Below are 21,792 nucleotides of genomic sequence, written 5' to 3'. Positions count from 1 at the left end.
GGAGCCGGTCTCGACCTGGACGGCTGTTGCTGTCGGAGGGTCAAGCCGCCAGCGGGAACTCGCACCAGACGTTCTTGCCGCTGCCGAGCGGCTCCACGCCCCAGCTCCCGGTGAGGGCGTCCACCAGCAGCAGGCCGCGGCCGGAGGTGGCGGTCTCGCCGGGGGCGCGGCGGCGCGGCAGGACGCTGGAGCGGTCCCGGATCTCCAGCCGGATGCAGGGAGCGGTCCCGGCCCGCAGTTCGATGGTGAGCAGTGCGCCGCCGTCGGTGTGGACCAGGGCGTTGGTGATCAGTTCGTCCGCGGTGAGTTCGACGTCGGACAGCAGGTCGGTCGCACCCCACGCGGCCAGGGCCTGGCGGAGCATGGCCCGGGTCTCCGCCAGCCCTTCCGGGTCGGCCTGGTGGACGTGCTGGGTCATCTGCCGGGTGGCGTGGGCGCCGGGTACGGCTGCGCGGTGCAGCAGCAGGAGTGCCACGTCGTCGCTGCTGCCGAGGCGGCTCGGATGGCCGCCGCAGAGGTGGTCGGCGAGCGCCTCGGTGTCCCACGGACCGTCGCGCAGGGCGTCGGCGAGGGCTTCGATACCGTCCGTGATGTCCCGGCCGGGGTGTTCGACCAGTCCGTCGGTGCACAGCAGCAGGGTGTCCGCGGGGTTGAGGTCGAGGCGGGTCTCCGGGTAGCCGTCCTGGCCGAACACCGTGGCCACGCCCAGCGGCAGGCCGCCCCGGACGGCGGGCCGGCCGGTAGGGCCGGCGCTGTGCCGCACGAGTGGTTCGAGGTGGCCGGCCCGCACCAGGCGCAGTGTTCCGGTCTCCAGGTCGGCGTCGACGTAGATGCAGGTCGCGGACCGTTCGGTGTCGAGATCGGCGAGGAACCTGGACGCGCGGGCCATGACCGTCGCCGGGGTGTGCCCCTCCGTGGCGTAGGCCCGCAGGGCGATCCTCAACTGACCCATGATGGCGGCCGCGTGGCTGTCGTGCCCCTCCACGTCGCCGACCACCAGGCCCACCCGCCGGCCCGGCAGGGGGATGACGTCGTACCAGTCCCCGCCCACCTCGCGTCCGCTGCGGCCGGCCCGGTAGCGGACGGCCACCTCGCCGCCGTTGATCTCGGGGATGCGGCGCGGCAGCATGGTGGTCTGGAGCGTGGTCGCGAACTCGCGCTCCTGGTCGAAGAGCATGGCGCGTTGCAGGGACTGCGCGACCGCGCTGCTGAGCGCGATGCAGATGTTGCGGTCCTCGGTGCTGAACTGGTGCCTGTCCCGGTAGAAGAGGCCGAGCGCGCCGATGGAGCGGGCCTGGGCGGCCAGCGGCAGGAAGGCCGCCGCCTCGATCCCCATCTCCTCGGCGTAGGGCAGCAGGCGGGGGTAGCGGGTGGTGAGCTCCTCCCTGGTGCCGAGGAACCGTGCGCGTCGGGTGAGCACGGCCTCGGACAGGGGCAGGCCGTCCCCCAGGTGGGTGAGCGACAGGTCGTCCCGGGCCCTGAGTTCCGCCGACGGCTGCTCGGTCGCGGCGACGACGCGCATGACGTCCCCGTCCACCAGCCCGAGGGCCAGCCCGTCCGCCCCGAATCGCCGCAGGCCTTCGCTGTCGGTCAGCACGTTGGTCACGTCGTGGACGGTGACGGCGCGGGCGAGGGCGTCGGTGGTGGCGCGCACGGAGTCGGTCTGGCGGCGCCGGTCGGCGGCGAGCGTCCGCATCCCCTCGGCGTGGGCCAGCTCCTCCTCGGCGTTGCGGACGATGCCGACGATGCGGTACGGACGCGCATGTGCGTCGCGCAGGATGCGCCCCTGGGTGTGGGCCCAGCGCAGGGTCCCGTCGCGGCAGACCAGGCGGAAGTAGGACGCGAAGGTCAGGTGGCCCTCCTGCAGCGCGAGCGACACGGCCTCGTCGAGCCGCTCGCTGTCCGTCGGCAGGACCCTCGCGGAGAGTGACGCGGGCTCTCCGTCGAACTCGTCGGCCCGCAGGTCGAACACGTCCAGGCCGACGTCGTCGAGGTGGTAGGTGCCCTTGTCGAGGTCCCAGTCGAAGCTGCCCATGCCGTTGAGCGCCAGCCGGTCGTTGGCCGCGGTCGGCTCGGTGTCGTCCCGGGGGGCCGGGGGCGACGACGGGGCGCGGGCGGACACGGGACGGGTGGCCTCGGGGTGGTCGCCGCCCGGAGACCTGGACGTGTTCGCCATGGCAGGGCTCCCGTCCGATCGATGGCCCCGCTGCCGGATCGTCCGCGACCGGCTCGCCCCCTGCCACTGCGGTCACGGAGGGTGGCGCACGCACGACCACGGGGCACATCGGGTGCTCCGTCGCCGGCGCCGGGTCCGTTCCTGGAACGCCTGGTCAGTCTATCCAGGGGGCGACGGCTCGGCATCGACGCAGGTGAGCGGTGGGACCGGCCCATGCGACCGCAGCCGACGCGGGGCGGGGGCAGGGGCAGGGGCAGGGGCGGGGGCCGGAGCGGGGCGGGTCCGAAGGGCCGAGGCCCGCGCCGGGAGCCGCGCGGGCCTCTTGGTGCTCCGGAACCACTCGTGCACGTCAGGGCAGAAGCCGTCCTTCTCGGAAGCCGTCCTTCTCGGAAGCTGCCCTTCTCAGGAGTCGGCCTTCTCAGAAGTTGGCCTTCGCGAACGCCAGGGCCGCGCCCACGTTGGCGAGTCCCGGCCCGGTGGCCTTGTCCGGGCCCGGCCCGGCCGGATTGTTGAACCGGGGGTGGTTGTGGCCGGCGGTCACGTCGGTGGCGGTCTTCACGAGCGCCTCCGTCACCTGCTCGACCGTCATGTTCGGCCGGCCATTCTGGCCGAGCAGGACGGCGGCGGCGCCGGCGATCTGCGGGGCGGCCGCCGAGGTGCCCGAGAAGAGCGCCCAGGCGTCGTCGAAGGTCGTGCCGTCGGGGGTGTCCGGCATCTGCCCGTCGCTCGCCTGGCTCTGCTCGACGTCGAGCTCGCAGCCCGGCTGCACGGGGAGCATCAGGTACTGGGCCCGCGGCAGCATCCCCACCAGCCCGCAGACCGTGGGGACGACCTCACCGGGGAACCAGGGGCTGGCGTACCCGCTCGCGTAGTCGGACGCCTGGAGGCCGAGACCGCGGTCGACGAACACGCCGCCGGCCGCGATGACCCCGGGGACCTGCGGCTCGACCGAGAAGTGGCCGTTGCCGGCCGAGAACACCACCACGATGCCCTTCTCCACCGCGTCCTTGATCTCCAGGATCCAGACCCGGGACGCCGCGGGCGGCTGCGCGGACAACGGCGGGAAGTCGAGGTCGCCGCCCCACGAGTTGGTGAGCACCTTCGGGTGGGCGGCCTTCGCCTTGAGGAAGCCGGCCACGGCGCTGGTCAGGTTGCCACTGGCGTCGCTGGCCCGGAAGAACTTCAACTTGGCACCGGGGGCCACGGCGAAGATGTTGGCCGACTCGCCCGTCCCGTGTCCGATCGGGTCCTTGGCGGGGCTGGTCCCCGGCACCACGGTGACGACGGGATCGACGTCGTAGCCCTGGAGGGTGAAGAAGGGGTGCCGGTAGTGCCCGGTGTCGACCATGGCGACGTCCACGCCCGCGCCCACCGCGCCCTGTCCGTGCGCAGCGGTGGCGCCGAGCAGCATGGCCACGTCGCCGGGGAGCCGCAGGTGGAACTTGGTCACGTTCGGTGGCTGCGGGCTCGGCGACAACCGGTAGCAGGAACGCGGCTGTTCGAGCACGACGGCCTCGATGTCGTCGGCGTCCGGCGCGGCCCCCACGCCCCGGGCCTCCGGCTGGCCCGGACCCTCCAGGTCGAGGTGCGTCACGTAGCGGCGGCGCCCGATCGACACGTGCTGGAGGGCCTCGTACGAGGTGACCCGGCCGCCGGTCAACTGCTCGTAGGCCGCCGGCGATCCGTAGACCGTGAAGCCCAGCCGGCTCTCGGCGGTGACCGTGAGCCCGGCTTCCTCCGCCCGTTCCCTGGCCCGGGCGCGGATGGACTCACTGGCCCGGAAGGGTGCGGCCGAGGTCAGGTCGACCGCCTCGGTCATCGGCGTCCCGCCCTCCGACCGCGCCGACACGTAGCCGAACACCAGGTCGGGAGGAAGTTGCCCGTTCTGCGTTGTCTTGGGAAGCATCATGTCTCCTCAGTGGATGAACCGGGCCTCGGCACCCGGGAGAACCGTCGTCGGTCATGAGTCGTCGGTCATGAGTCGTCGGTCGTGAGTCGTCGGTCGTCAGTCGTCAGTCGCCAGTCGTCGGTCGTCGGGGGAATGGGGTTCGGGCACCGGCAGCACGGTGACGGACCGCACGGCCTTCCGGAGTCCGTCCGGGACGGGCAGCGCCTCCGCACCCGAGGGGTCGACCTGACCGTGCCCGAACGCCTCCCGGAACCGCGCCGCCGGGCCGGTGACCAGCGCACCGGCCGCCATCGGCAGGACCGAGATCCCGCGCCCGGCGCACCAGTCCCGCAGGGCGTCGAGCCGCGTCCCGCCGCCGGCCCGCAGTTCGACCACGGCCTCGACGGCGCCCGGTCCGGCGCCCGGTCCGCGGCCGTGTGCCGTGTCCATGGCTCTAGGCGGCCGCCCGGGGCGGCGCCGCCGTACCCGGGACCGCCACACCCGGCGCCGCCGCGCTCGGGTCCGGCCGGCCGTACTGCTGCGCGAAGGCCGTCAGGGCCATCGGATGGTCCGCCCCCAGCAACAGCACGTCCCCGTTGGCGCGCGCCCGCTCCAGCTCGGGGTGCAGCGCGGACTCCTGCGCCGCGAAGAGCACTTGCACCCGCCCGTCACCGGAACCGCGCTTCGCCACCGGGGCCACCGCGACGGCCTGTCCGGCCGCGTCGACGACCCACAACTCGAAGTCGTCCCGTTTGAAGAAGACGATCTCGGTCACCGGGCTCGGGTAGTGGTGCACGCCGCCGCCCTGCGGCAGCGCCGCGGAGTGCACCTCGTGGGGGAGCGGCACGCTGGCGTTGCAGATCGAGTCGGTCCACCGCTGCACCCCGGCGGCATCCGTGATCGGGGTGTCGAGCAGCTCCCTGATGCCGAGCTCCTCGACCGCCCCCGGACAGAGCGCGTACAGCCGCTTCGCGTTCTGCCGCAGCAGGTCGACCTTCGCGGGGTCGGCACAGAACTGCGCGGACCACTCGATCCCGACCAGGTTGCGGACCAGGTACCAGCCGTCGGAGTCCTTGAGCCACAGACCGCCGCCGTGGTGGTCCTCCACCGGCTCGGCCCCGTAGAAGGGCCTGTCGAGCGTGTCGGTCAGCCGGTGCATCGCGGCCCGCGCGACCCGGTACTCCGCAGAATCGGCACGCGGCGGGTGACCGGGGATGTTGATCGTCCAGCCGAGGTCCTCGGACTCGGTGTGGGCCTTGGTCGGATCGCTGTTCGCTTCGGCAGTCATGGAAACCTCCCATGAGCTGAGCCTGTACACGTCGGGGCAACATTTACCTGCCACATTTACGTTGTATCTCCAGACTGCGCGCTGCGCCGTGACGGGTCAAGACCGTGCGGGCACGTACCGGCAACGGCCGGGCACTGCGGCGGGTGTTCAGCCACGATCTCGGGGGCATCAGCCCCGCGACCCCGTTCCCGTGTACGTTGTCAGCTTCCCCTGCCTACCCCGGCCGGCGCTGGGCAGCGACAGCGGCGAGCGCCGGAGGCAGCAGCAGGACTTCCTCCTCAACACCCTCTTCATCCCGGTGACCCGGGTGTCGGACCGCCACGGCGTCCCGCGCCCCAGCACCTGGCCCACACCACCCGACCGCCCCGCCCTGCGCCACCGCTTCACCGCCCTCCTCGACCCCGCGACCGGCCGGTGCACCAGCGGGCCGCACGGCCTCACGTACACCCGGAGGAGGGTCTCCGCCGGTAGCCGCGGACGGGTCGGCGGCAGGTCGGGGCGGGACCGCTGCAGAGAGGCCCGCCGGTCCGCGGATCAGTGGGCGGACAGCACCAGACGACGGGCGGTGTTGCGGTAGCCGAGGCGCTCGAAGGCGGTGGTCATCGGTGTGTTCGTCAGGTCGGTGTCGGCGCGGACCTGCTCCGGGTCGATCTCGGACGCCAGTATCCGGGTGATCTCGGACAGGATGTCGTCCGCGTATCCGCGGCCCCGGTGTTCGGGCAGCACCCCGAGGTAGCCGACCACGGGGGACGCGTGGTTGCGCGAGGGGATGCCGAAGCCGACCACCTCTCCGTCCGACCGCCGGGCGGTCCGCCACCAGGAGCGCTCCCCGAGCATCGTCTCGCGGTAGAACGCGACGTCGTCGCGTGCCTGCGCGTCGGCGCCGATCCGGTTGGCCTCCCTGCGCGACGCGGTGTCGAGGGTGCCGGTCAGGACCCGGCGGAACAGGTCGACGAAGACCTCGTCGTCGGGCTCGGCACGGAAGGACAGCCGCCCCGACGGCTCCGGGCGTCCCGCCTGCGGCGTCCACTCGTAGCGCAGTCGCTCGCGACTCTCGGGGAGCCCGGCGCGCCGCGCCGCCGCCTGCCGCCAGGCCACGGCCGCCACCGTGTCGGGCCGGTCGTGCCAGTCGCCCGGGAGAAGGAGGTGGTACTCGGGGGCGACGCTCACTCCGGCGTCGGCGTACGCCGCGTGTGCGGCGGCGAGCAACTCGGCGGCCAGGGTGGTGCGGTCGGCGCTCGACCGCACCGAGTGGTGGGCGAACACGCCGTCCAGCGCGGAGGGCCGGTCGGCGCCCGGGTCACCCCACCAGACGGCGAGCGCGAGCGGAGCGGCACCGGATGGGTCGTCGACGATCCACGTCCAGTCGGGCCGGTACTCGCCGTCGGCCAGCCGGGCCCGGTAGGTGTCGGCCGTCAGGCCGCCGACCGGGTCGGTGCCGAGGAGCGGGAGAATGCGGCCGAGGTCGGTACCGACGGTGGGGCGGAAGATCACGGTGCCTCCGGGGCGGTGAAGCTGGAGGCGCAGCCCGGTCCGGAGCGGTCGGCGACTCCGACGCCCGTGGGAGCACCGGCATGAGTGTACGTCGCCCTTCCGCTTCCGGAACGGGGGCGGCGTCCCGGATCGAATCACACGCCGAACCTCTTGATCACGTGGTGGGGCCGGGCCCTAGGCTGATCATCAACAGCCGGAGGGGGACCGGCCCGCCACAGCCTTCACCTCGTGCGACGCGCAGCCACACACTGCTGCGCGTCGCGGCCGGCCATGTCCCGTCCCGCCACCGCGAACCGGGTGGCCGTGCCAAGAGAGCGAGACCAGGATGGACCCTGCGACCGATTCGGTCCCACCGCCGGAGCACCCGGAGCCCCCGACCGCCGCCGTCGCGACCGGTGCGGCGGAGCCCGACACGACGGAGCGCGACACGACGGAGGACGGTGCGGAAGCGCCGGAGTCCGCCGGGTACGGGACCGCCGGGGCCGCCGGGAACGCGAAGACCGGCACCCGCCGGCCAGGACGCCTTCGGCGGCGCCTCCTGCGGACCGCCGTGGTGCTGCTGGCACTCGTCCTGGTCGTATCCGGCGGCGCCGCCGGATACGCGTACTGGGCGGTCCGCGCGTCCCTCCCCCAGTTGTCCGGGCAGGCCAAGGTCCCCGGGCTGTCCGGTGACGTCCGGATCGTGCGTGACGCCGCGGGCATTCCCCAGATCTACGCCGGCACCGCACACGACCTGTTCGCCGCCGAGGGCTACGCACAGGCGCAGGACCGTTTCTGGCAGATGGACACCCAACGGCACATCACCGCGGGCCGGCTGGCCGAGATGTTCGGCCCCGACGAGGTGAAGACGGACAAGACCGCCCGGACCATGGGGTGGTACCACGTCGCCGAACAGGAGGTGACGATGCTGTCCCCGCAGAGCCGCGAGTACTTGCAGGCGTTCTCCGACGGTGTCAACGCCTACCTCTCCGGGCACAGCGGCGCCGACCTCTCGGTCGAGTACGCCGTCCTCGGCTTCGTCGCCGATGACTACAAGCCCGACCCGTGGACGCCGGCCGATTCGGTCTCCTGGCTCAAGGCCATGGCCTGGAACCTGAACACCAGCATGATCGACCAGTTCCAGCACGCGATGCTCGCCGCCAAGCTTCCGCCGGACGCGGTCGCCGAGCTCTTCCCGGGCTACGACTACGGCCGATGGGCGCCGATCGTCCACGACTCCGCGGGCGCGCAACAGGCACCCGCCACCGCGCCCACCGCGCCCATGCCCGCCGCACCCGCGGCGCCCGCCCTGCCGGCCGAAGCCGCCCCCGCGCTGGCCGGCACCGCATCCGTGCGCGCCTCGCTGACCGCCGTGCTGGGCCAGACCGGCACCGGCATCGGCTCCAACTCGTGGGTGGTCGCGGGCAGTCGGACCACCACCGGAAAGCCGATGCTGGAGAACGACCCGCATCTGGCCCCGTCGCTCCCCGGCATCTGGTACCAGGTCGGACTGCACTGCACCAAGCCGAGCACCGACTGCCCCTTCGACGTCACCGGCTTCACCTTCGCCGGCATGCCGGGCGTGGTGATCGGCCACAACGCCGACATCGCCTGGGGCTTCACCGACCTGGGCGCAGCCGACTCGGACGTGTTCGTCGAGCGGGTGAAGGGCGACTCCTACGAGTATCAGGGACGCCGAGTTCCGCTGACAACGCGCCAGGAGGAGATCAAGGTCGCCGGCGGCAGGACCGTCTCCTTGGCGGTGCGGTCGACGATCCACGGGCCGCTGATCTCGGACACCCTGCCGTCCGCCCAGCAGGTGTCCACGGACGGCAAGGAGCCGGACGTCCCCGAGCACGGTGACGGCTACGCCGTGGCCATGCGCTGGACCGCCCTCGACCCCGCCCCCACCATGAACGCGCTGTTCGCCCTGGACGAGGCCTCCGACTGGGCGTCCTTCCGGGCTGCCGCCGAAGCCTTCGCCTCACCCGTGCAGAACATGGTCTACGCCGACCGGGCCGGGAACATCGGCTACCAGACGCCCGGCCGGATCCCGGTCCGCAAGGCGGGCGACGGCACCTACCCGGTGCCGGGCTGGACCGGCGACTACGACTGGACGGGCTACGTGCCCTTCGACGAACTGCCCACCGCCTTCAACCCGCCGGAGGGGTACGTCGTCACCGCCAACAACGCGGTCACCGGCCCCGACTACCCCCACCTGATCAGCAAGGACTGGGGCACCGGCTACCGGAGCCAGCGCATCGCCGACCTGATCGAGAAGGGCGGCAAGCTCGACGAGGCCGCCATGGAGCGGATCACCCAGGACAGCTACAGCGGCAACGCGGCCACGCTCGTGCCCTACCTGCTGCGGACCGAGGTCGGCCCGCAGGCCAAGGCGGCCCAGGACCTCTTGCGCGGCTGGGACTTCCAGCAGCCGGCGGACTCGGCGCCCGCCGCGTACTTCAACGCCGTGTGGCGCGAACTGCAGCAGAGCGCCTTCACCGACCGGCTCTCCCGCGCGGGTCTGAAGACCTACGCGTATCCGGATGCCGGCGGCCGCTGGTGGGACATCGTGCGCGGCCTGCTGGACCGGCCCGACGACACGTGGTGGACCAGCGCCGCCGACCCGTCGGTCCACGGCCGCGACGCCATGCTGCGCCAGGCGATGGAACGGGCTGCCGCCACGCTGAAGGACCGGCTGGGCGGTGACCCGAAGTCGTGGCGCTGGGGCGCGCTGCACACGCTGACGCTGGAGAACCAGACCCTGGGCACCGCGGGCCCCGCCCCCGTGCAGTGGCTGCTCAACAGTGACGCCTACGAGGTGGGCGGCGGCCCGGACAGCGTGAACGCCAACAGCTGGGACCCGCAGAAGGGCTTCCAGGTGATCTGGGTGCCGTCGATGCGCATGGTCGTCGACCTCGCGGACCTGGAACGCTCCCGCTGGATCAACCTCACGGGCGCGTCGGGGCACACCACGGCCGCCACCTACACCGACCAGACCGTCCGCTGGCTCAAGGGCGAGACCCTGCCGTGGGCCTTCGGGCCGGCCGCTGTCGAGGCGGGCCGGAAGGACGAGCTCAGGCTGGTCCCCTGATCCCCTGAGTACGGCCCGAACGAAGAGGTGCGTGGGTCCGGCGGTTCGCCGGACCCACGCACCTCTCGCCTTCCCCGACCGCGGCCGGAGCCGCCGGACCGGATCGGTTCAATCCGTCGACGAGCACCGGACCGGCTCGTCGCCGAGCATCAGAGCAGCCGGTCGGCGAGCACCGGACCGATCACGGCGAGCGCCTCGGGGCCGGTCAGCCGGTGGTGCGGGACGTCCAGCGGACGGTCCGTCACCTCGCCCTCCACGAAGGGCTCCCACCACCGGGACAGGGCCACGTCGTCCCGTCGGCCGGGCAGCGCCTCGAACAGCAGGACGTCGCCGTCGAACCGGCCGGGGACCTCCCGGTCGGTCAGCGCGAGGTTGTTGGCAGTCACCCGCAGCAAGCGTGCCAGCGTGTCGGTGTCGAGTCCGGCCAGCACGCTGCCCTGGTCCCGGAGGGCCTGCGACACCTGCGCGGCCGAGGGCAGGCCGGCGCCCAGTTCGCTCACCGCTCCGTCCGGCTCCGGCAGGTCCAGTCCGTCCAGTGCGAGCGAGAGGAGCTCCGTCGCGGTGAGCGGCTCCTCGTCCCGTCCCGGGCCGGTGGGACGGGAGTCGAGCATCGCCAGCAGGGCCACCTTCTCCCCCTCCTCCTGCAGCCGGCACGCGATCGCGTGGGCCACCGCGCCCCCGAACGACCAGCCCAGCAGCTGGTAGGGGCCGTGCGGCTGCACCGAGCGGATCCGCCGTACGTAGTCGTCCACCATCTCGCCGACCCCGGCGGGGAGTTCCGCGTCCTCGGCCAGGCCTCCCGCCTGGAGCGCGTACACCGGCCGGTCCTGTCCGACGTACCGGACCAGGCCCGAGTAGCACCAGCCGAGGCCCCCGACCGGGTGCACGGCGAACAACGGCACACCCGCACCGCCCGTGCGCAGGGCCAACAGGGGCTCCAGGCCCTCCGATCCGGTGCCGTCGCCCCCGGTGGCCGACCGCTCGGCCAGGGCCGCCACCGTCGGGTGCCGGAACACATCGCGAACCGTCACGTCCCGCCCGAGGACGGCCCGGATCCGGCCGACCAGGGCGACGGCCAGCAGGGAGTGGCCGCCCAGGTCGAAGAAATTGCTCTCGGCGCCGACCGCGGGAAGGCCCAGCACCTCGGCGAACAGGCCGGCCAGCACCTCCTCGCCGGGGCCGCGCGCCGCCCGGCCGCCGCTGGGCGTCAGGAAGTCGGGTGCCGGCAGCGCCGAGCGGTCCAGCTTGCCGTTCGGTGTCAGCGGCAGGGCCTCCAGCGCCACCACGGCCACCGGCACCATGTACTCGGGCAGGAAGGCGGCAGCCCTGCGGCGCACCTCGGCGGGGTCCACCGGCCCGCCCGCCGGCACGACGTAGCCGACCAGTCCGGCGCCGCCCGGCAGGTCCTGCCGAAGCACCGCCACCGCCTGCCGCACCCCGGGGTGGCGGGCCAGTACGGCCTCGACCTCGCCCGGTTCGATCCGGTGCCCGCGGATCTTGACCTGGTCGTCGGCTCGGCCCAGGAAGTCCAGCTCCCCCGCCGCCGTCCAGCGCGCCACGTCCCCGGTCCGGTACATCCGGGACCCGGCGGCCCCGAACGGGTCCGGCACGAAGCGCTCCGCCGTCAGTCCCGGCCGGCCGAGGTAGCCGCGGGCGAGCCCGGCGCCCGCGAGGTACAGCTCGCCCGGAACGCCGACGGGTACGGGCCGCTGGGCGGCGTCCAGGACGTAGGCCCGGGTGTTCGCGACCGGGCGGCCGATCGTGGGCCGGGTGCCGTCGGACGGGTCGTCGAGCCGCACGGCCGTCGAGTAGACCGTGGCCTCCGTGGGTCCGTACAGGTTGGTCACCGTGCCCAGGCGCCGCAGCGATGCGGCCACTTCGGAGCCGAGCGCCTCGCCCGCCACGAGGATCCGCAGGTAAGGGAGGCTGTCTGCGGTGAACGCCCGGTCCGCCAGCAGCGCCCGCCACAGCGACGGGGTGGCCTGAACGGCCGTGGCCCCGGTCCTCCGGATCAGGGCCGCGAGCCCGGCCGGGTCCTGTGCCGTCCCCTGGGGGGCCAGGACCACCGCGGCTCCCGTGACGAGGGGCAGGTGGAGCTCCACCGCGGCCACGTCGAAGGCGACGGTGCTCAGTGCCAGCAGCCGGTCCCGCGCGTCCGTCGGGACGTGCTCCCGGACTGCGGCGAGCAGGTTCGCGAACGCCGCGTGGGTGACCACCGTGCCCTTGGGCGCCCCGGTCGACCCCGAGGTGTAGATCACGTACACGGGGTGGGCCGGCAGCAGGGCCCCGGTGCGTTCCTCCGTCTCGACCGCCTCGCCCGGCAGGAGGGCCAGCGCGGCGGCCGTCTCCGCCGAGTCGACCACCACTCGGGGCAGCTCGGAGCCGGCCGGCAGACGGTCCGCGGTCGCCTCGTCGGTGACGACCAGCACGGGCACGCAGTCCGCGAGGACGTAGGCGATGCGCTCGGCGGGGTGCTCCGGATCCACCGGCAGGTAGGCGCCGCCGGCCTGGACGACCGCCAGCATCGCGACCACCAGCTCCACGGACCTGCCCTGGCACAGGGCCACGACGGTCTCCGGGCCGACGCCCCGCGCGATCAGCAGCCGGGCGAGGCGGTTCACCCGCCGGCCCAGCTCCCGGTAGGACAGTTCGGCTCCGTCGGCCACCAGGGCGACCGCGTCGGGCGAGTCGGCGGCCTGCTGCCGGAAGAGCTCGGGGAGCAGCGTGTCCGGAACCTCCAGAGGAGTGCCGTTGCACGTCGTCAGCAGCCACGCCGACTCCGCCGGGTCGAGCAGGTCGAGCCGCCCCACCGGCTGGTCCGGGCCGGCCGCCGCGGCCGTCAGCAGCCGCACCCAGCGGGCCACCAGGGCCTCCACCGTGCCCCGGTCGAACAGCTCGGCGGCGTACTCGACGCCGCCGTTGAGCCCGGCGGGGGCGCCGTCCTCGTCCGTGGCCTCGGCGACGCCCACCAGCAGGTCGAACTTCGCGGTCGCCGTCCCCAGCGGCCTCGGCGTGACCGTGACGCCGGGCAGGTCGACGGTGGCGGCGGCGTTGTTCTGGAGGATCAGCAGCACCTGGAACAGCGGGTGCCGGGCCAGGGCCCGCGGCGGGTTCAGCGTCTCCACCAGGTACTCGAACGGGACGTCCTGGTTGGCGAACGCCGCCAGGTCCGTCTCCCGCACCCGGGAGAGGAGTTCGACGAAGCTCGGGTCGCCGGAGACGTCGGTGCGCAGCACCAGGCTGTTCACGAAGAAGCCGACGAGCTCGGAGAGCGCCTCGTCGGTGCGGCCGGCAGACATGGTGCCGATCGGGATGTCGGTGCCGGCACCGGAGCGGGCCAGCAACGCGGCCAGGCCCGCCTGGAGCACCATGAACAGCGTCACCCCGTGGGCCCGGGCCAGTTCGACGAGCCGCCCGTGCAGCTCCGCCGGGATCGTGACCGGGACGGTCCCGCCGAGATGGCTCGGCAGCGCCGGACGGTGGCGGTCCGTGGGCAGGGTGAGCTCCTCCGGCAGCCCGGCCAGCGCGCCGCGCCAGAACTCCACCTGCCGGGCCAGCAGACTGTCGCCGTCCTCGGCACTGCCCAGCAGCTCCCGCTGCCAGAGCGCGTAGTCCGCGTACTGCACGGGCAGCGGCCGCCAGGACGGCGCGGTGCCGCGGCGGCGGGCCGCGTAGGCGGCCGAGACGTCGTCCGCGAGCGGGGCCAGTGACCAGCCGTCGCCGGCGATGTGGTGCAGCACCAGCAGCAGGACGGACTCCTCCGGCCCCAGGACGAACAGCCGTGCCCGCAGTGGCGGCTCGGCCGCCAGGTCGAAGCCGTGGTCGAGTTCCGCCTCCAGGGCGGCCGTCAGCCGGTCCTCGTCGGTCTCGGTGACCGCGAGCGCCGGGGGCAGCTCGGCGACGTCCAGCAGGCGCTGGTACGGGAGGCCGTCCGCTCCCTCGACGAACACCGTGCGCAGCGCCTCGTGGCGGATCGTCACGTCGTGCAGCGCGGCTTGCAGCGTGGGCACGTCCACGGCGCCGGAGAGGTGCACGGCGAACGGCATCAGGTAGGTCGCTCCCGGTCCCTCCAGCCGCTCCAGGAACCAGAGCCGGCGCTGCGCGTACGAGGCGGGCACGAGGGACGGCCTGGGCACGGGCCGCAGCGCCGGCCGAGCGGCCGCCGCGCCGTCCAGCAGCCGGGCCAGGCCGGCGACGGTCGGCGCCTCGAACAGGTCACGGACGGACAGCTCCGCACCGAGCACCGCACGGACCCGGCTGACCAGCCGCATCGCGATCAGCGAGTGCCCGCCGAGCGCGAAGAAGTCGTCGTCGGCCCCCACGTCGGAGAGCCCGAGCAGGTCGGCGAACACACCGGCGAGCGCTTCCTCGCGGGGACCGCTCGGCGGTCGGCGTGGCCCGGACACCACCGGGCCGGGCACGGGCAGGGCGCGCCGGTCGAGCTTGTTGTGCGCCGTCAGCGGCAGTTCGTCCAGCACCACCAGCGCGGTGGGGACCATGTAGGCCGGCAGGGCGGCGGCGAGCCGGTCCTGCACTCGGGCCGGGTCCGGTGCGGTGCCCGCCGCGCCGACCAGGTAGCCGACCAGCCGGCGGTCGCCGGGCCGGTCCTCGCGGACCACCACGGCGGCGGCCGACACCTCGTCCTGCGCCAGCAGCGCTGCCTCGATCTCGGCGAGCTCGATCCGGAAGCCGCGGATCTTCACCTGGTCGTCCAGCCGGCCGAGGAACTCGACGGCGCCGTCCGGCAGGTGCCGGACGAGGTCGCCGGTGCGGTACAGCCGCGCGCCCGGGACGGTCGCGAACGGGTCCGGGACGAACCGCTCGGCGGTGAGCGCGGGCAGGCCCAGGTAGCCGCGCGTGACGTTGGCGCCGCCGATGAACAGCTCGCCCGGGACGCCGGGCGGGACTGGCTGCATCCGGCCGTCCAGCACGTAGGTGCGGGTGTTGCCGAGCGGCTTGCCGATCGGCACGATCGCGGTGGTCGGTGGTTCGACGGCGCTGAGCGGGTGCGTCGTGACGCCGACGGTGGTCTCGGTGGGGCCGTAGTGGTTGGCGACGGTGCAGCCGGCCCGGGCCAGCAGACCGCGCACCCATTCGCCGGCCGATCCCTCGCCGCCGATCACCAGCCCACGGCGCGGCAGGACGTCGTACTCGGCGCCGGGGCCCTCCAGCGCGGCCAGGTGCGAGGGGCTGATCTTGAGGTAGTCGATCCGGTGCTCGGCGAAGTACGCCGCCAGGACGCGGCCGTCGGCGGCCGTGTCGGGGTGCACCATGTGCAGGGTGCCGCCACCGAGCAGGGCCGCGCAGAGGAAGGTGACGCAGGAGTCGAAGGTGAACGGCTGCACCATCGCGTAGCTCGCACCCGCGGCCAGGTCCAGGGCGTCGATGACGGCGGCGGCGTAGTTGAGCACCTGGCGGTGCTCGACCACCACGCCCTTGGGGCGCCCGGTCGAGCCCGAGGTGAACAGGACGTAGGCGGCCCGGTCCGGGGTCACCGTCGTCGGCGGGGCGGTGTCCGGCAGCTGCGGCTCCGGCTCGTCCAGCAGCACCTTCGCCGGCGCGTCCGGAAGGCGGTCGGCCAGCCCGGTGCGACTGACCACCACGGGTGCGCCGGTGTCGCCGAGGATGAGCGCCAGCCGTTCGCGCGGCTGTGCCGGGTCGACGGGGACGTAGCAGCCGCCCGCCTTGAGCACGCCGAGCAGGGCGACCACCGTTCGGGCGCTGCGCTCCAGGCAGATGCCGACCGGGGTCTCCGGGCCGACGCCGAGCCCGATCAGCCGGTGGGCGAGCCGGTTGGCCCGTGCGTCCAGTTCCGCGTAGGTGTACCGGCCGTCGACGCCGACCACGGCGACGGCGTCCGGGGTCCGCGCTGCCTGGTCGGCGAAGCGGCCGTGGAAGGTGCCGGCGGGCCCGGTGTCGAGGTCGGTGGCGTTCCACTCGTCGAGCACCAGGCGGCGCTCCTGCTCGGTGAGCAGCGGCAGGAGGCCGATCGGGCGGTCCGGGTCGGCGACCGCCGCGGCCAGCAGGTTGACGTAGTGGTCGAGCATGCGCTCGGCGGCGGCGTCCTCGTAGCGGTCGGTGCGGTGGCTCAGGGTGACGCTGAGGCCGTCCGTCTCCTCCGAGAGGGTGAAGGTGAGGTCGCGCTTGACGTCCAGGGAGCTCGGGCCGTCGAGCGGGCTCAGCGCGGGCCCGTCGGCCGGGCCGGGGGCCGGGGCGCTGCCCTCGTCGAACACCAGCATGGTGCGGAACAGCGGGGCGGTGCGGTCGTCCTGGTCGGCCCGGACGGCGCGGACGACGGCGTCGAAGGGCACCTCCTGGTACTGGAGGTCGCGGCGGCTCGCCTCCTGGACCCGGTCGAGGAGCTCGCCGAAGCCCGGGTCGCCGGACACGTCCCCGCGCAGCACCAGGGTGTTCACGAAGCAGCCGATCAGGCCTTCCAGTTCGAACCGCTCCCGGCCGGCGACGGGCGTGCCGACGACCGGCCCGGTGGAGCCCGTGTAGCGGTGCAGCAGCGTCTGCAGTCCGGCGAGGGCGACGGTGAACAGGGTGGTGCGGTGCCGTGCGGCGAGCGCCCGCAGGCCCGCGGTGAGGCCGTCCGGCAGACGGCGGACGGTGCTCTTCCCACTGCCGCCGCCGAGGACGGGCGGGCCGGTGCGTTCGGGCAGCGGCGCGGCGTCCTCGATCCCCTGCAGGCGCTCGCGCCAGTGGTCGAGCCCCTCCTGGAAGGCCGGGCCGGACATCCTGTCGCGCTGCCAGAGCGCGTAGTCGCCGTACTGCACCGGGAGGTCCGGCAGTCGGGCCGGCCGGCCCAGCAACGCGGCCCGGTAGGCCTCGTTCACCTCCTCCAGCAGGACGTTCATCGACCAGCCGTCGCAGACGATGTGGTGCAGGGTCACGGCCAGGACGTGGTCCAGGTCCCCCGTGCGCAACAGCCGCGCCCGCAGCAGCGGGCCGTCGACGAGGTCGAAGGGCTCGGCCGCCTCGGCGGCCAGCCGGGCCCGGACCTCCGCCTCGGCGGCGTGCGGTTCGAGCCGGCGCAGGTCGACGACCGGCAGCTCGAACGGGATCCGGGCCCGTACCTCCTGGTGCGGCACGCCGTCGTCCGAGACGGTGAACGTGGTCCGCAGCACCTCGTGCCGGGCGATCACCGTACGGAAGGCCTCCAGCAGCAGAGCCGGGTCGAGTTCGCCCTCGAACCGCGCGGCCACCGGGACGTGGTAGGCGGCCGACGCCCGGTCGAACTGCTGTGCCAGCCAGATCTGTTCCTGGCCGGCCGACAGCGGCACGCGGGCCCCCGGGGTGCGCGGCCGCACCCCGGCGGCACCCTGCGGGGCCCGCCCGACCAGGCGCTCGCGCAGCTTGGCCTCCAGCAGGGCGCGCTGCTGGGGCGGCAGGGCGGCGATCATCCGGGCGACCTCGGCCTCCCGGTCGGACGGCTGTGCGGCGCCGGTGCCGCTGGTCGGGATGCTCACGATGTTCTCTCCGGAGGGGTGGAGGCGTTGCTGGACGGCGCGGTGCGGGGCGCCGGTCAGAACAGGACGCGGGACTCGGCGTTGAAGCGGGCGTCGCGCGACTTGCGCAGGTCGCGGACCACGTTGACCCGCTTCAGCCAGCGGTCGGTGCCGTCGAACCTGGCCTTGAACGGACTGCGGCCGTGCACGGCGCGGTAGTTGTCGACGAACACGATGTCACCGGGGTTGAGGCTGACGCCCCCGAGTCTGCGGTCGATCTCGGCGGAGAGCCGTTCCAGCGCCGCGCGGGGCTCCGGGTCGAGCCGGCCCAGGTCCATGAAGTACGGGTCCAGGCAGATGTACGGGTCGGTCGGCGAGCCGAACAGCACGGGGACCGGTTCGGCGGCGTCGCGCATCCGCTTCAGCCGCCCGTGGGCGGCGTCCAGCAGTTCGGGCGCGCCCTCCAGCGGACGGCCGGGCCCGCTGTCCAGCATCTGCAGGTGGGAGTTGTCGGGCAGCATGAAGTAGCGGGACTCGGCGAGGACCCGGCGGTCCTCGGGGGCGATCTCCAGGTCGGTCACCGAGGCGAAGGTGGTCGGCACCCGGTCGGGGTTGCGCAGGCACATCAGGCCGACGTAGTCGCCCCGGTACGGGTGGAAGGCGTCCTCGACGTGCCACCAGATGGTCTGCTCGCTGCCGGTGCCGATCTGCTCGTGCTCGTGTCCCCTGACCGGCAGGACGTCGTGCACGAGGTAGCCGTCCTGCTGGGTGGACCAGGCGACGGGCTCGCCCAGCAGGGCCGAGCAGAGCAGCAGGAAGAGTTCTTCGCGCAGCGCCGGGGAGACGCCGTCGCGGTCGCGCCAGTGCGCCGGCGTCGGGCCGATCCGCTCCTCCCGGAGCCGGTAGCCCGAGACCACGCAGGCACCGGCCGGCTCGCGCAGCTTGAAGTCGGTCAGGAAGCGGCGCAGCGCGATCGGCAGTCGGTGCGACTGCACGGCGATCTCGCGCTGGAACTCGGCGTCCTCGACGTCCTGGTGGAGTTCCGTCAGTTCGTCCAACAGGGCCTCGACGGCGAGGGCGTCGAGGTGGTCGAGGGTCAGGGCGTGCATCGATGTCACCTCGGGTGGTCGGGCAGGTCGTGGCGTACCGGGGATCAGCTGGGGTCCGGCAGCAGGTCACCGAGCCGGGTGAGGCCTGCGGTGAGTTCGTCGGCGGGGCCGCCGAAGCCGACCCGGACGTGTTCCGGGCGGCCGAAGCAGTTCCCGGGGACGACCAGGACGCCGTGCTCGCGGTCGAGCCGGTCGGCGAAGGCGGTCACGTCCGGCACGGTGGTCAGGGCCGGGAACGCGGTGACCCCGCCGGCGGGCAGGTCGCCGGCGACCCGGTCGGCGTGCGCGGCCAGCCAGTCGGCCAGCAGCTTCCGGTTGGCGGTGGCCTGGGCGAGGCGCGGGCGCAGCAGTTCGTCCGCGTGCTCCACGGCGTGCGTGGCGACCGCCTCGACCAGCGGCGACAGCGCGAGGCTCAGGTAGTCGCGGCGGCGGACGCAGCCGGCCAGCACCTCGGGTGCGGCGAACGCCCAGCCCACCCGCAGACCGGGCAGGCCGTACGCCTTCGAGAGCGTGCCGAAGGAGACGGCCCGCTCGTAGCGCAGCACCGGGTCCGGCAACGGCTCCCGGTCGTAGACGAGTTCGCGGAACGCGCCGTCCCAGGCAAGCCGGGTGCCGTGTGCGGCGCAGGCCTCGATGATGGCGTCCTGTTGGCCGGGGGTGACGGTGGCCCCGGTCGGATTGTGCGGGAAGTTGACGACGACCAGCTTGGTGCGCGGCCCGATCAGGGCGATCAGCTCGTCCTCGTTGGTGACGATCCCGTCCTCGGTGCGCATCGCCCAGGGGACGATCCGGGCTCCGATCGAGGCGGCCACCTCGACCAGCGCGTGGTAGGCGGGGGCCTGGACGACGACCTCGTCGCCGGCCTCCAACAAGGCGTGCATGACCAGGTAGATGGCCTCGCTCGAACCCTGGGTGGCGATGATCGACCCCGGGTCGACGCCGTAGCGCCGGGCGAGGGCGGCGCGCAGCGGCTCACCGCCCAGGGAGTGGCTGTCGCGGAACACGATGCCGCCGAGCGAGGCGGCGCTGGTGCCGGCCAGCGCGAGCACCTCGTCCACGGTGTAGTTCTCGACACCGCTGCTGCTGATGTCGAAGGTGGTGGTGAAGTACCGCTCGCGGAGCCAGTCCTCAAGCAGTGCGGGCGTGATGGTCATCGGTGCGTCCCGAGGTCGGAGGGGTGGGTGGGGGGAGGTCTGGGTCCGGCACGCCGGGAAGGCTGAGGGTCCCCGCGGAGAACCGGGACCAGGTGACGGCGGTGAAGACGGTCATGGCCGCGCAGGCGCACCAGAGCGGACCGGTGACGCCGAGCCCGCGGGCGCACAGGCCGCCGAGCAGCGCGCCTGCGGCGGAGCCACCCACGCCCAGGGCCATGTGCACGCTGTTCGCCCGGCCGTACAGGGCGTCCGGCAGGGCCCGCTGGCGCAGCGTCGTCGCCACGACGGCCCACACGACGGTGTGCGCACCGAACAGGGCCATGACGCAGGCGGCGAGCCAGGGCTGCCGGACGGCCGCGAGGGCCGCCGGCGCGCAGCACTCCACGAGCAGCCCGAGCCGCAGGACGGCCGCGTCGCCGAGCCGTCGCTGGACCGCGGGCGCCGCGACGGCGCCGGCCACGCCGCCGACCGCGCCGACCGACAGCAGCAGGCCGTACCCGGAGTCGGAGAGCCCGAGCCGCTGCCGGGTGTAGAGCACGAAGATCGCCGCGATGGCGGCGAAGGTGGCGTTCATCAGGCAGAGCGAGAAGGTCAGCAGTCGCAGCGCCGGGTGTCCCAGGATCGTTCGCACGCCCGTCCGGACGTCCGCCCCGAGGCTGCGCCGCGCCCGCGCGACGCCCGGCCGCGGCCGTAGCCGCAGGACGAGCGCGACCGCCACGAGGAAGGTGGCGGCGTCGAAGGCGAACGGCAGCCCGGCGCCCTGGAGGAAGAGCCAGACCCCCAGGGACGGTGCGACGAGCTGGCTGCCCACCACCGCCGCCCCGGAGACCCGGGAGTTGGCCCGGGTCAGGTCGTCCGGCGCCACCGATCCCACGACGAGCGCCCTGGCCGCGCCATCGGCCAGGGTCTCGGCCGTCCCGAGCAGGAACAGTGCCGTGTACACGGTCAGGACGCCGGCGGACCCGGTCCAGACCGCGGCTGCGAGCGCCCCGATGAGCACCGCGCGCGCCAGGTTGACCAGGACGACCAGCTTCCGCCGGTCGAGCCGGTCCACGTACACGCCGCTGATCAGGGAGAACAGCAGCCACGGCACCTGCTGGGCGAACACCGCGCCGGCGACGACCAGCGGGTCGGAGGTCAGCCGCACCATCAGCAGCGGTGCGGCGGCGAGGGTGACGCCGTCCCCGGCGGCCGACAGCGCGCCGGCCGCCCAGAGCCGGTGGAACTCCGCCCCCAGCCCCTGCGCCCGGGCCGCGCCGCCGGTCACTTGATGGCCTTGACGACGACCATCGAGTCGGCCCACCAGTAGTGGCAGTCGGCCGGCGGCTCCAGGTCCCGGACCACCTCGACGGAGAACGAGCTGAAGTGCTCCAGCAGCGCCCGCTGGTGGCCGCGGCCGAGGGAGTCGATCTCGTTGCTGTAGTACGTGAAGACGCCGCCGGGGCGCAGGTGGGCCGCCGCGTGCGGGAAGAAGTGCGCGGCGAAGGTCACGTCGTCGACGACGTACGCGAGGTACTCCTCCTCGTCCGCGGGGTAGGTGTCGAAGAAGATGCCGTCGAACTCTCCCAGTCCGTCCAGGACGTCCTGCCACCGGCCGGGCACCAGCCGGACGTCCTGGCCGGGGCGGGCGGCCGCCCAGTCGGCGAAGCGCTCCTGCACGTCGGCGTTGGCCTCGATCACGGTGTACGAGCGCACCCCCTCCCGGAGGATGCGGGTGGCGGAGATGCCCATGCCGAAACCCAGTTCGAGCACGTCCCCGCCGCCGCCGGTGACGCAGCGGGCCATCGCCGCCATCAGCGGGGTCTCCCAGTCCTGCATCACCTGCTGGTCCTCGATGATCAGCTGGGAGTCGTCGTACTCCGCCCGGCTGTCGGACCAGGTGTTGCGGATGGCCGGCCGGTCGGTACCGGTCACCAGACGGCGGGCAACGGTGTCGAGGTGGGTGAGGTCGGCGGCCAGCTCCTCCGTCGCCCGGCCGACGAGCCAGTTGTGCTGCTCCTCGCGCGGGGTCCGGAGGAACCCGTCGTTGGTGAGGTCCACGGTGATGGTGAAGTCCGCTGTCCTGGTCTTCATCGGTCGTTCCTCCTCGGCCGGTGGGGCCGTGCGTTCGGTCGGTGCGGTGGGCGGGCGGCGGGCGGCGGGCCGCCGCGGGAGGGCCG

Annotated in this window: 11 protein-coding genes; 1 reads left to right on the top strand and 10 read right to left on the bottom strand. The window is 73.8% G+C overall.

From position 1 onward, the window contains the following. Positions 1–40: 40 nt before the first annotated feature. From ACZ7KX_RS02205 to ACZ7KX_RS02185, 5 genes are all read right to left on the bottom strand, one after another. Complete coding sequence (locus ACZ7KX_RS02205; RefSeq protein ID WP_470324835.1) at positions 41–2,176, bottom strand: SpoIIE family protein phosphatase; 2,136 nt, start codon at positions 2,174–2,176, stop codon at positions 41–43. A gap of 418 nt (positions 2,177–2,594) precedes the next feature. Continuing rightward, complete coding sequence (locus tag ACZ7KX_RS02200; protein WP_470324834.1) at positions 2,595–4,085, bottom strand: S8 family serine peptidase; 1,491 nt, start codon at positions 4,083–4,085, stop codon at positions 2,595–2,597. Between the two features lie 96 nt (positions 4,086–4,181). Next, entirely contained in the window at positions 4,182–4,514 is a 333-nt protein-coding gene (locus ACZ7KX_RS02195; protein WP_470324833.1) for a hypothetical protein, read from the bottom strand. A 4-nt stretch (positions 4,515–4,518) separates the two neighbouring features. Beyond that, positions 4,519–5,352, bottom strand: coding sequence for a DUF6424 family protein (locus tag ACZ7KX_RS02190; RefSeq protein WP_470324832.1), 834 nt, complete (start codon positions 5,350–5,352; stop codon positions 4,519–4,521). Between the two features lie 534 nt (positions 5,353–5,886). Continuing rightward, on the bottom strand, positions 5,887–6,846 hold the full coding sequence (locus tag ACZ7KX_RS02185) for a GNAT family N-acetyltransferase (protein ID WP_470324831.1): 960 nt from the start codon (positions 6,844–6,846) through the stop codon (positions 5,887–5,889). A gap of 325 nt (positions 6,847–7,171) precedes the next feature. On the opposite strand from ACZ7KX_RS02185, the gene ACZ7KX_RS02180 reads away from it, so the two are divergent. Continuing rightward, on the top strand, positions 7,172–9,919 hold the full coding sequence (locus ACZ7KX_RS02180) for a penicillin acylase family protein (RefSeq protein WP_470324830.1): 2,748 nt from the start codon (positions 7,172–7,174) through the stop codon (positions 9,917–9,919). A gap of 149 nt (positions 9,920–10,068) precedes the next feature. On the opposite strand, the gene ACZ7KX_RS02175 is transcribed toward ACZ7KX_RS02180, so the two are convergent. Genes ACZ7KX_RS02175 through ACZ7KX_RS02155 form a run of 5 tightly spaced genes read right to left on the bottom strand, consistent with a single transcriptional unit; the run spans position 10,069 to position 21,706 of the window. Continuing rightward, positions 10,069–17,391 carry an amino acid adenylation domain-containing protein gene (locus ACZ7KX_RS02175; protein WP_470324829.1) on the bottom strand — a complete coding sequence of 2,441 codons (7,323 nt, stop codon included), beginning with the start codon at positions 17,389–17,391 and terminating at the stop codon, positions 10,069–10,071. 56 nt (positions 17,392–17,447) lie between these two features. Then, on the bottom strand, positions 17,448–18,479 hold the full coding sequence (gntD, locus tag ACZ7KX_RS02170; RefSeq protein ID WP_470324828.1) for a guanitoxin biosynthesis L-enduracididine beta-hydroxylase GntD: 1,032 nt from the start codon (positions 18,477–18,479) through the stop codon (positions 17,448–17,450). Positions 18,480–18,523: 44 nt separating this feature from the next. Beyond that, a complete protein-coding gene (gene vioD, locus ACZ7KX_RS02165) occupies positions 18,524–19,633 on the bottom strand; it encodes a capreomycidine synthase (RefSeq protein ID WP_470324827.1) in 1,110 nt (369 codons plus the stop codon). Next, on the bottom strand, positions 19,608–20,900 hold the full coding sequence (locus ACZ7KX_RS02160) for an MFS transporter (protein WP_470324826.1): 1,293 nt from the start codon (positions 20,898–20,900) through the stop codon (positions 19,608–19,610). The genes vioD and ACZ7KX_RS02160 overlap by 26 nt, the downstream gene beginning before the upstream one ends. Then, positions 20,897–21,706 carry an O-methyltransferase gene (locus tag ACZ7KX_RS02155; RefSeq protein WP_470324825.1) on the bottom strand — a complete coding sequence of 270 codons (810 nt, stop codon included), beginning with the start codon at positions 21,704–21,706 and terminating at the stop codon, positions 20,897–20,899. Before ACZ7KX_RS02155 ends, ACZ7KX_RS02160 begins: the two co-directional genes overlap by 4 nt. Positions 21,707–21,792 lie beyond the last annotated feature (86 nt).

It is taken from the genome of Kitasatospora sp. NPDC038210 (assembly GCF_055600605.1).
The sequence above is the reverse complement of the archived record's forward strand: the minus strand, read 5'-3'. Positions and strand labels throughout refer to the sequence as shown.

Coding starts and splice junctions, on each gene's coding strand:
- ACZ7KX_RS02190 (WP_470324832.1), bottom strand. CDS start 5,352: ATGACTGCCGAAGCGAACAGCGATCCGACCAAGGCCCACACCGAGTCC.
- ACZ7KX_RS02195 (WP_470324833.1), bottom strand. CDS start 4,514: ATGGACACGGCACACGGCCGCGGACCGGGCGCCGGACCGGGCGCCGTC.
- vioD (WP_470324827.1), bottom strand. CDS start 19,633: ATGACCATCACGCCCGCACTGCTTGAGGACTGGCTCCGCGAGCGGTAC.
- ACZ7KX_RS02180 (WP_470324830.1), top strand. CDS start 7,172: ATGGACCCTGCGACCGATTCGGTCCCACCGCCGGAGCACCCGGAGCCC.
- ACZ7KX_RS02155 (WP_470324825.1), bottom strand. CDS start 21,706: ATGAAGACCAGGACAGCGGACTTCACCATCACCGTGGACCTCACCAAC.
- ACZ7KX_RS02205 (WP_470324835.1), bottom strand. CDS start 2,176: ATGGCGAACACGTCCAGGTCTCCGGGCGGCGACCACCCCGAGGCCACC.
- gntD (WP_470324828.1), bottom strand. CDS start 18,479: ATGCACGCCCTGACCCTCGACCACCTCGACGCCCTCGCCGTCGAGGCC.
- ACZ7KX_RS02200 (WP_470324834.1), bottom strand. CDS start 4,085: ATGATGCTTCCCAAGACAACGCAGAACGGGCAACTTCCTCCCGACCTG.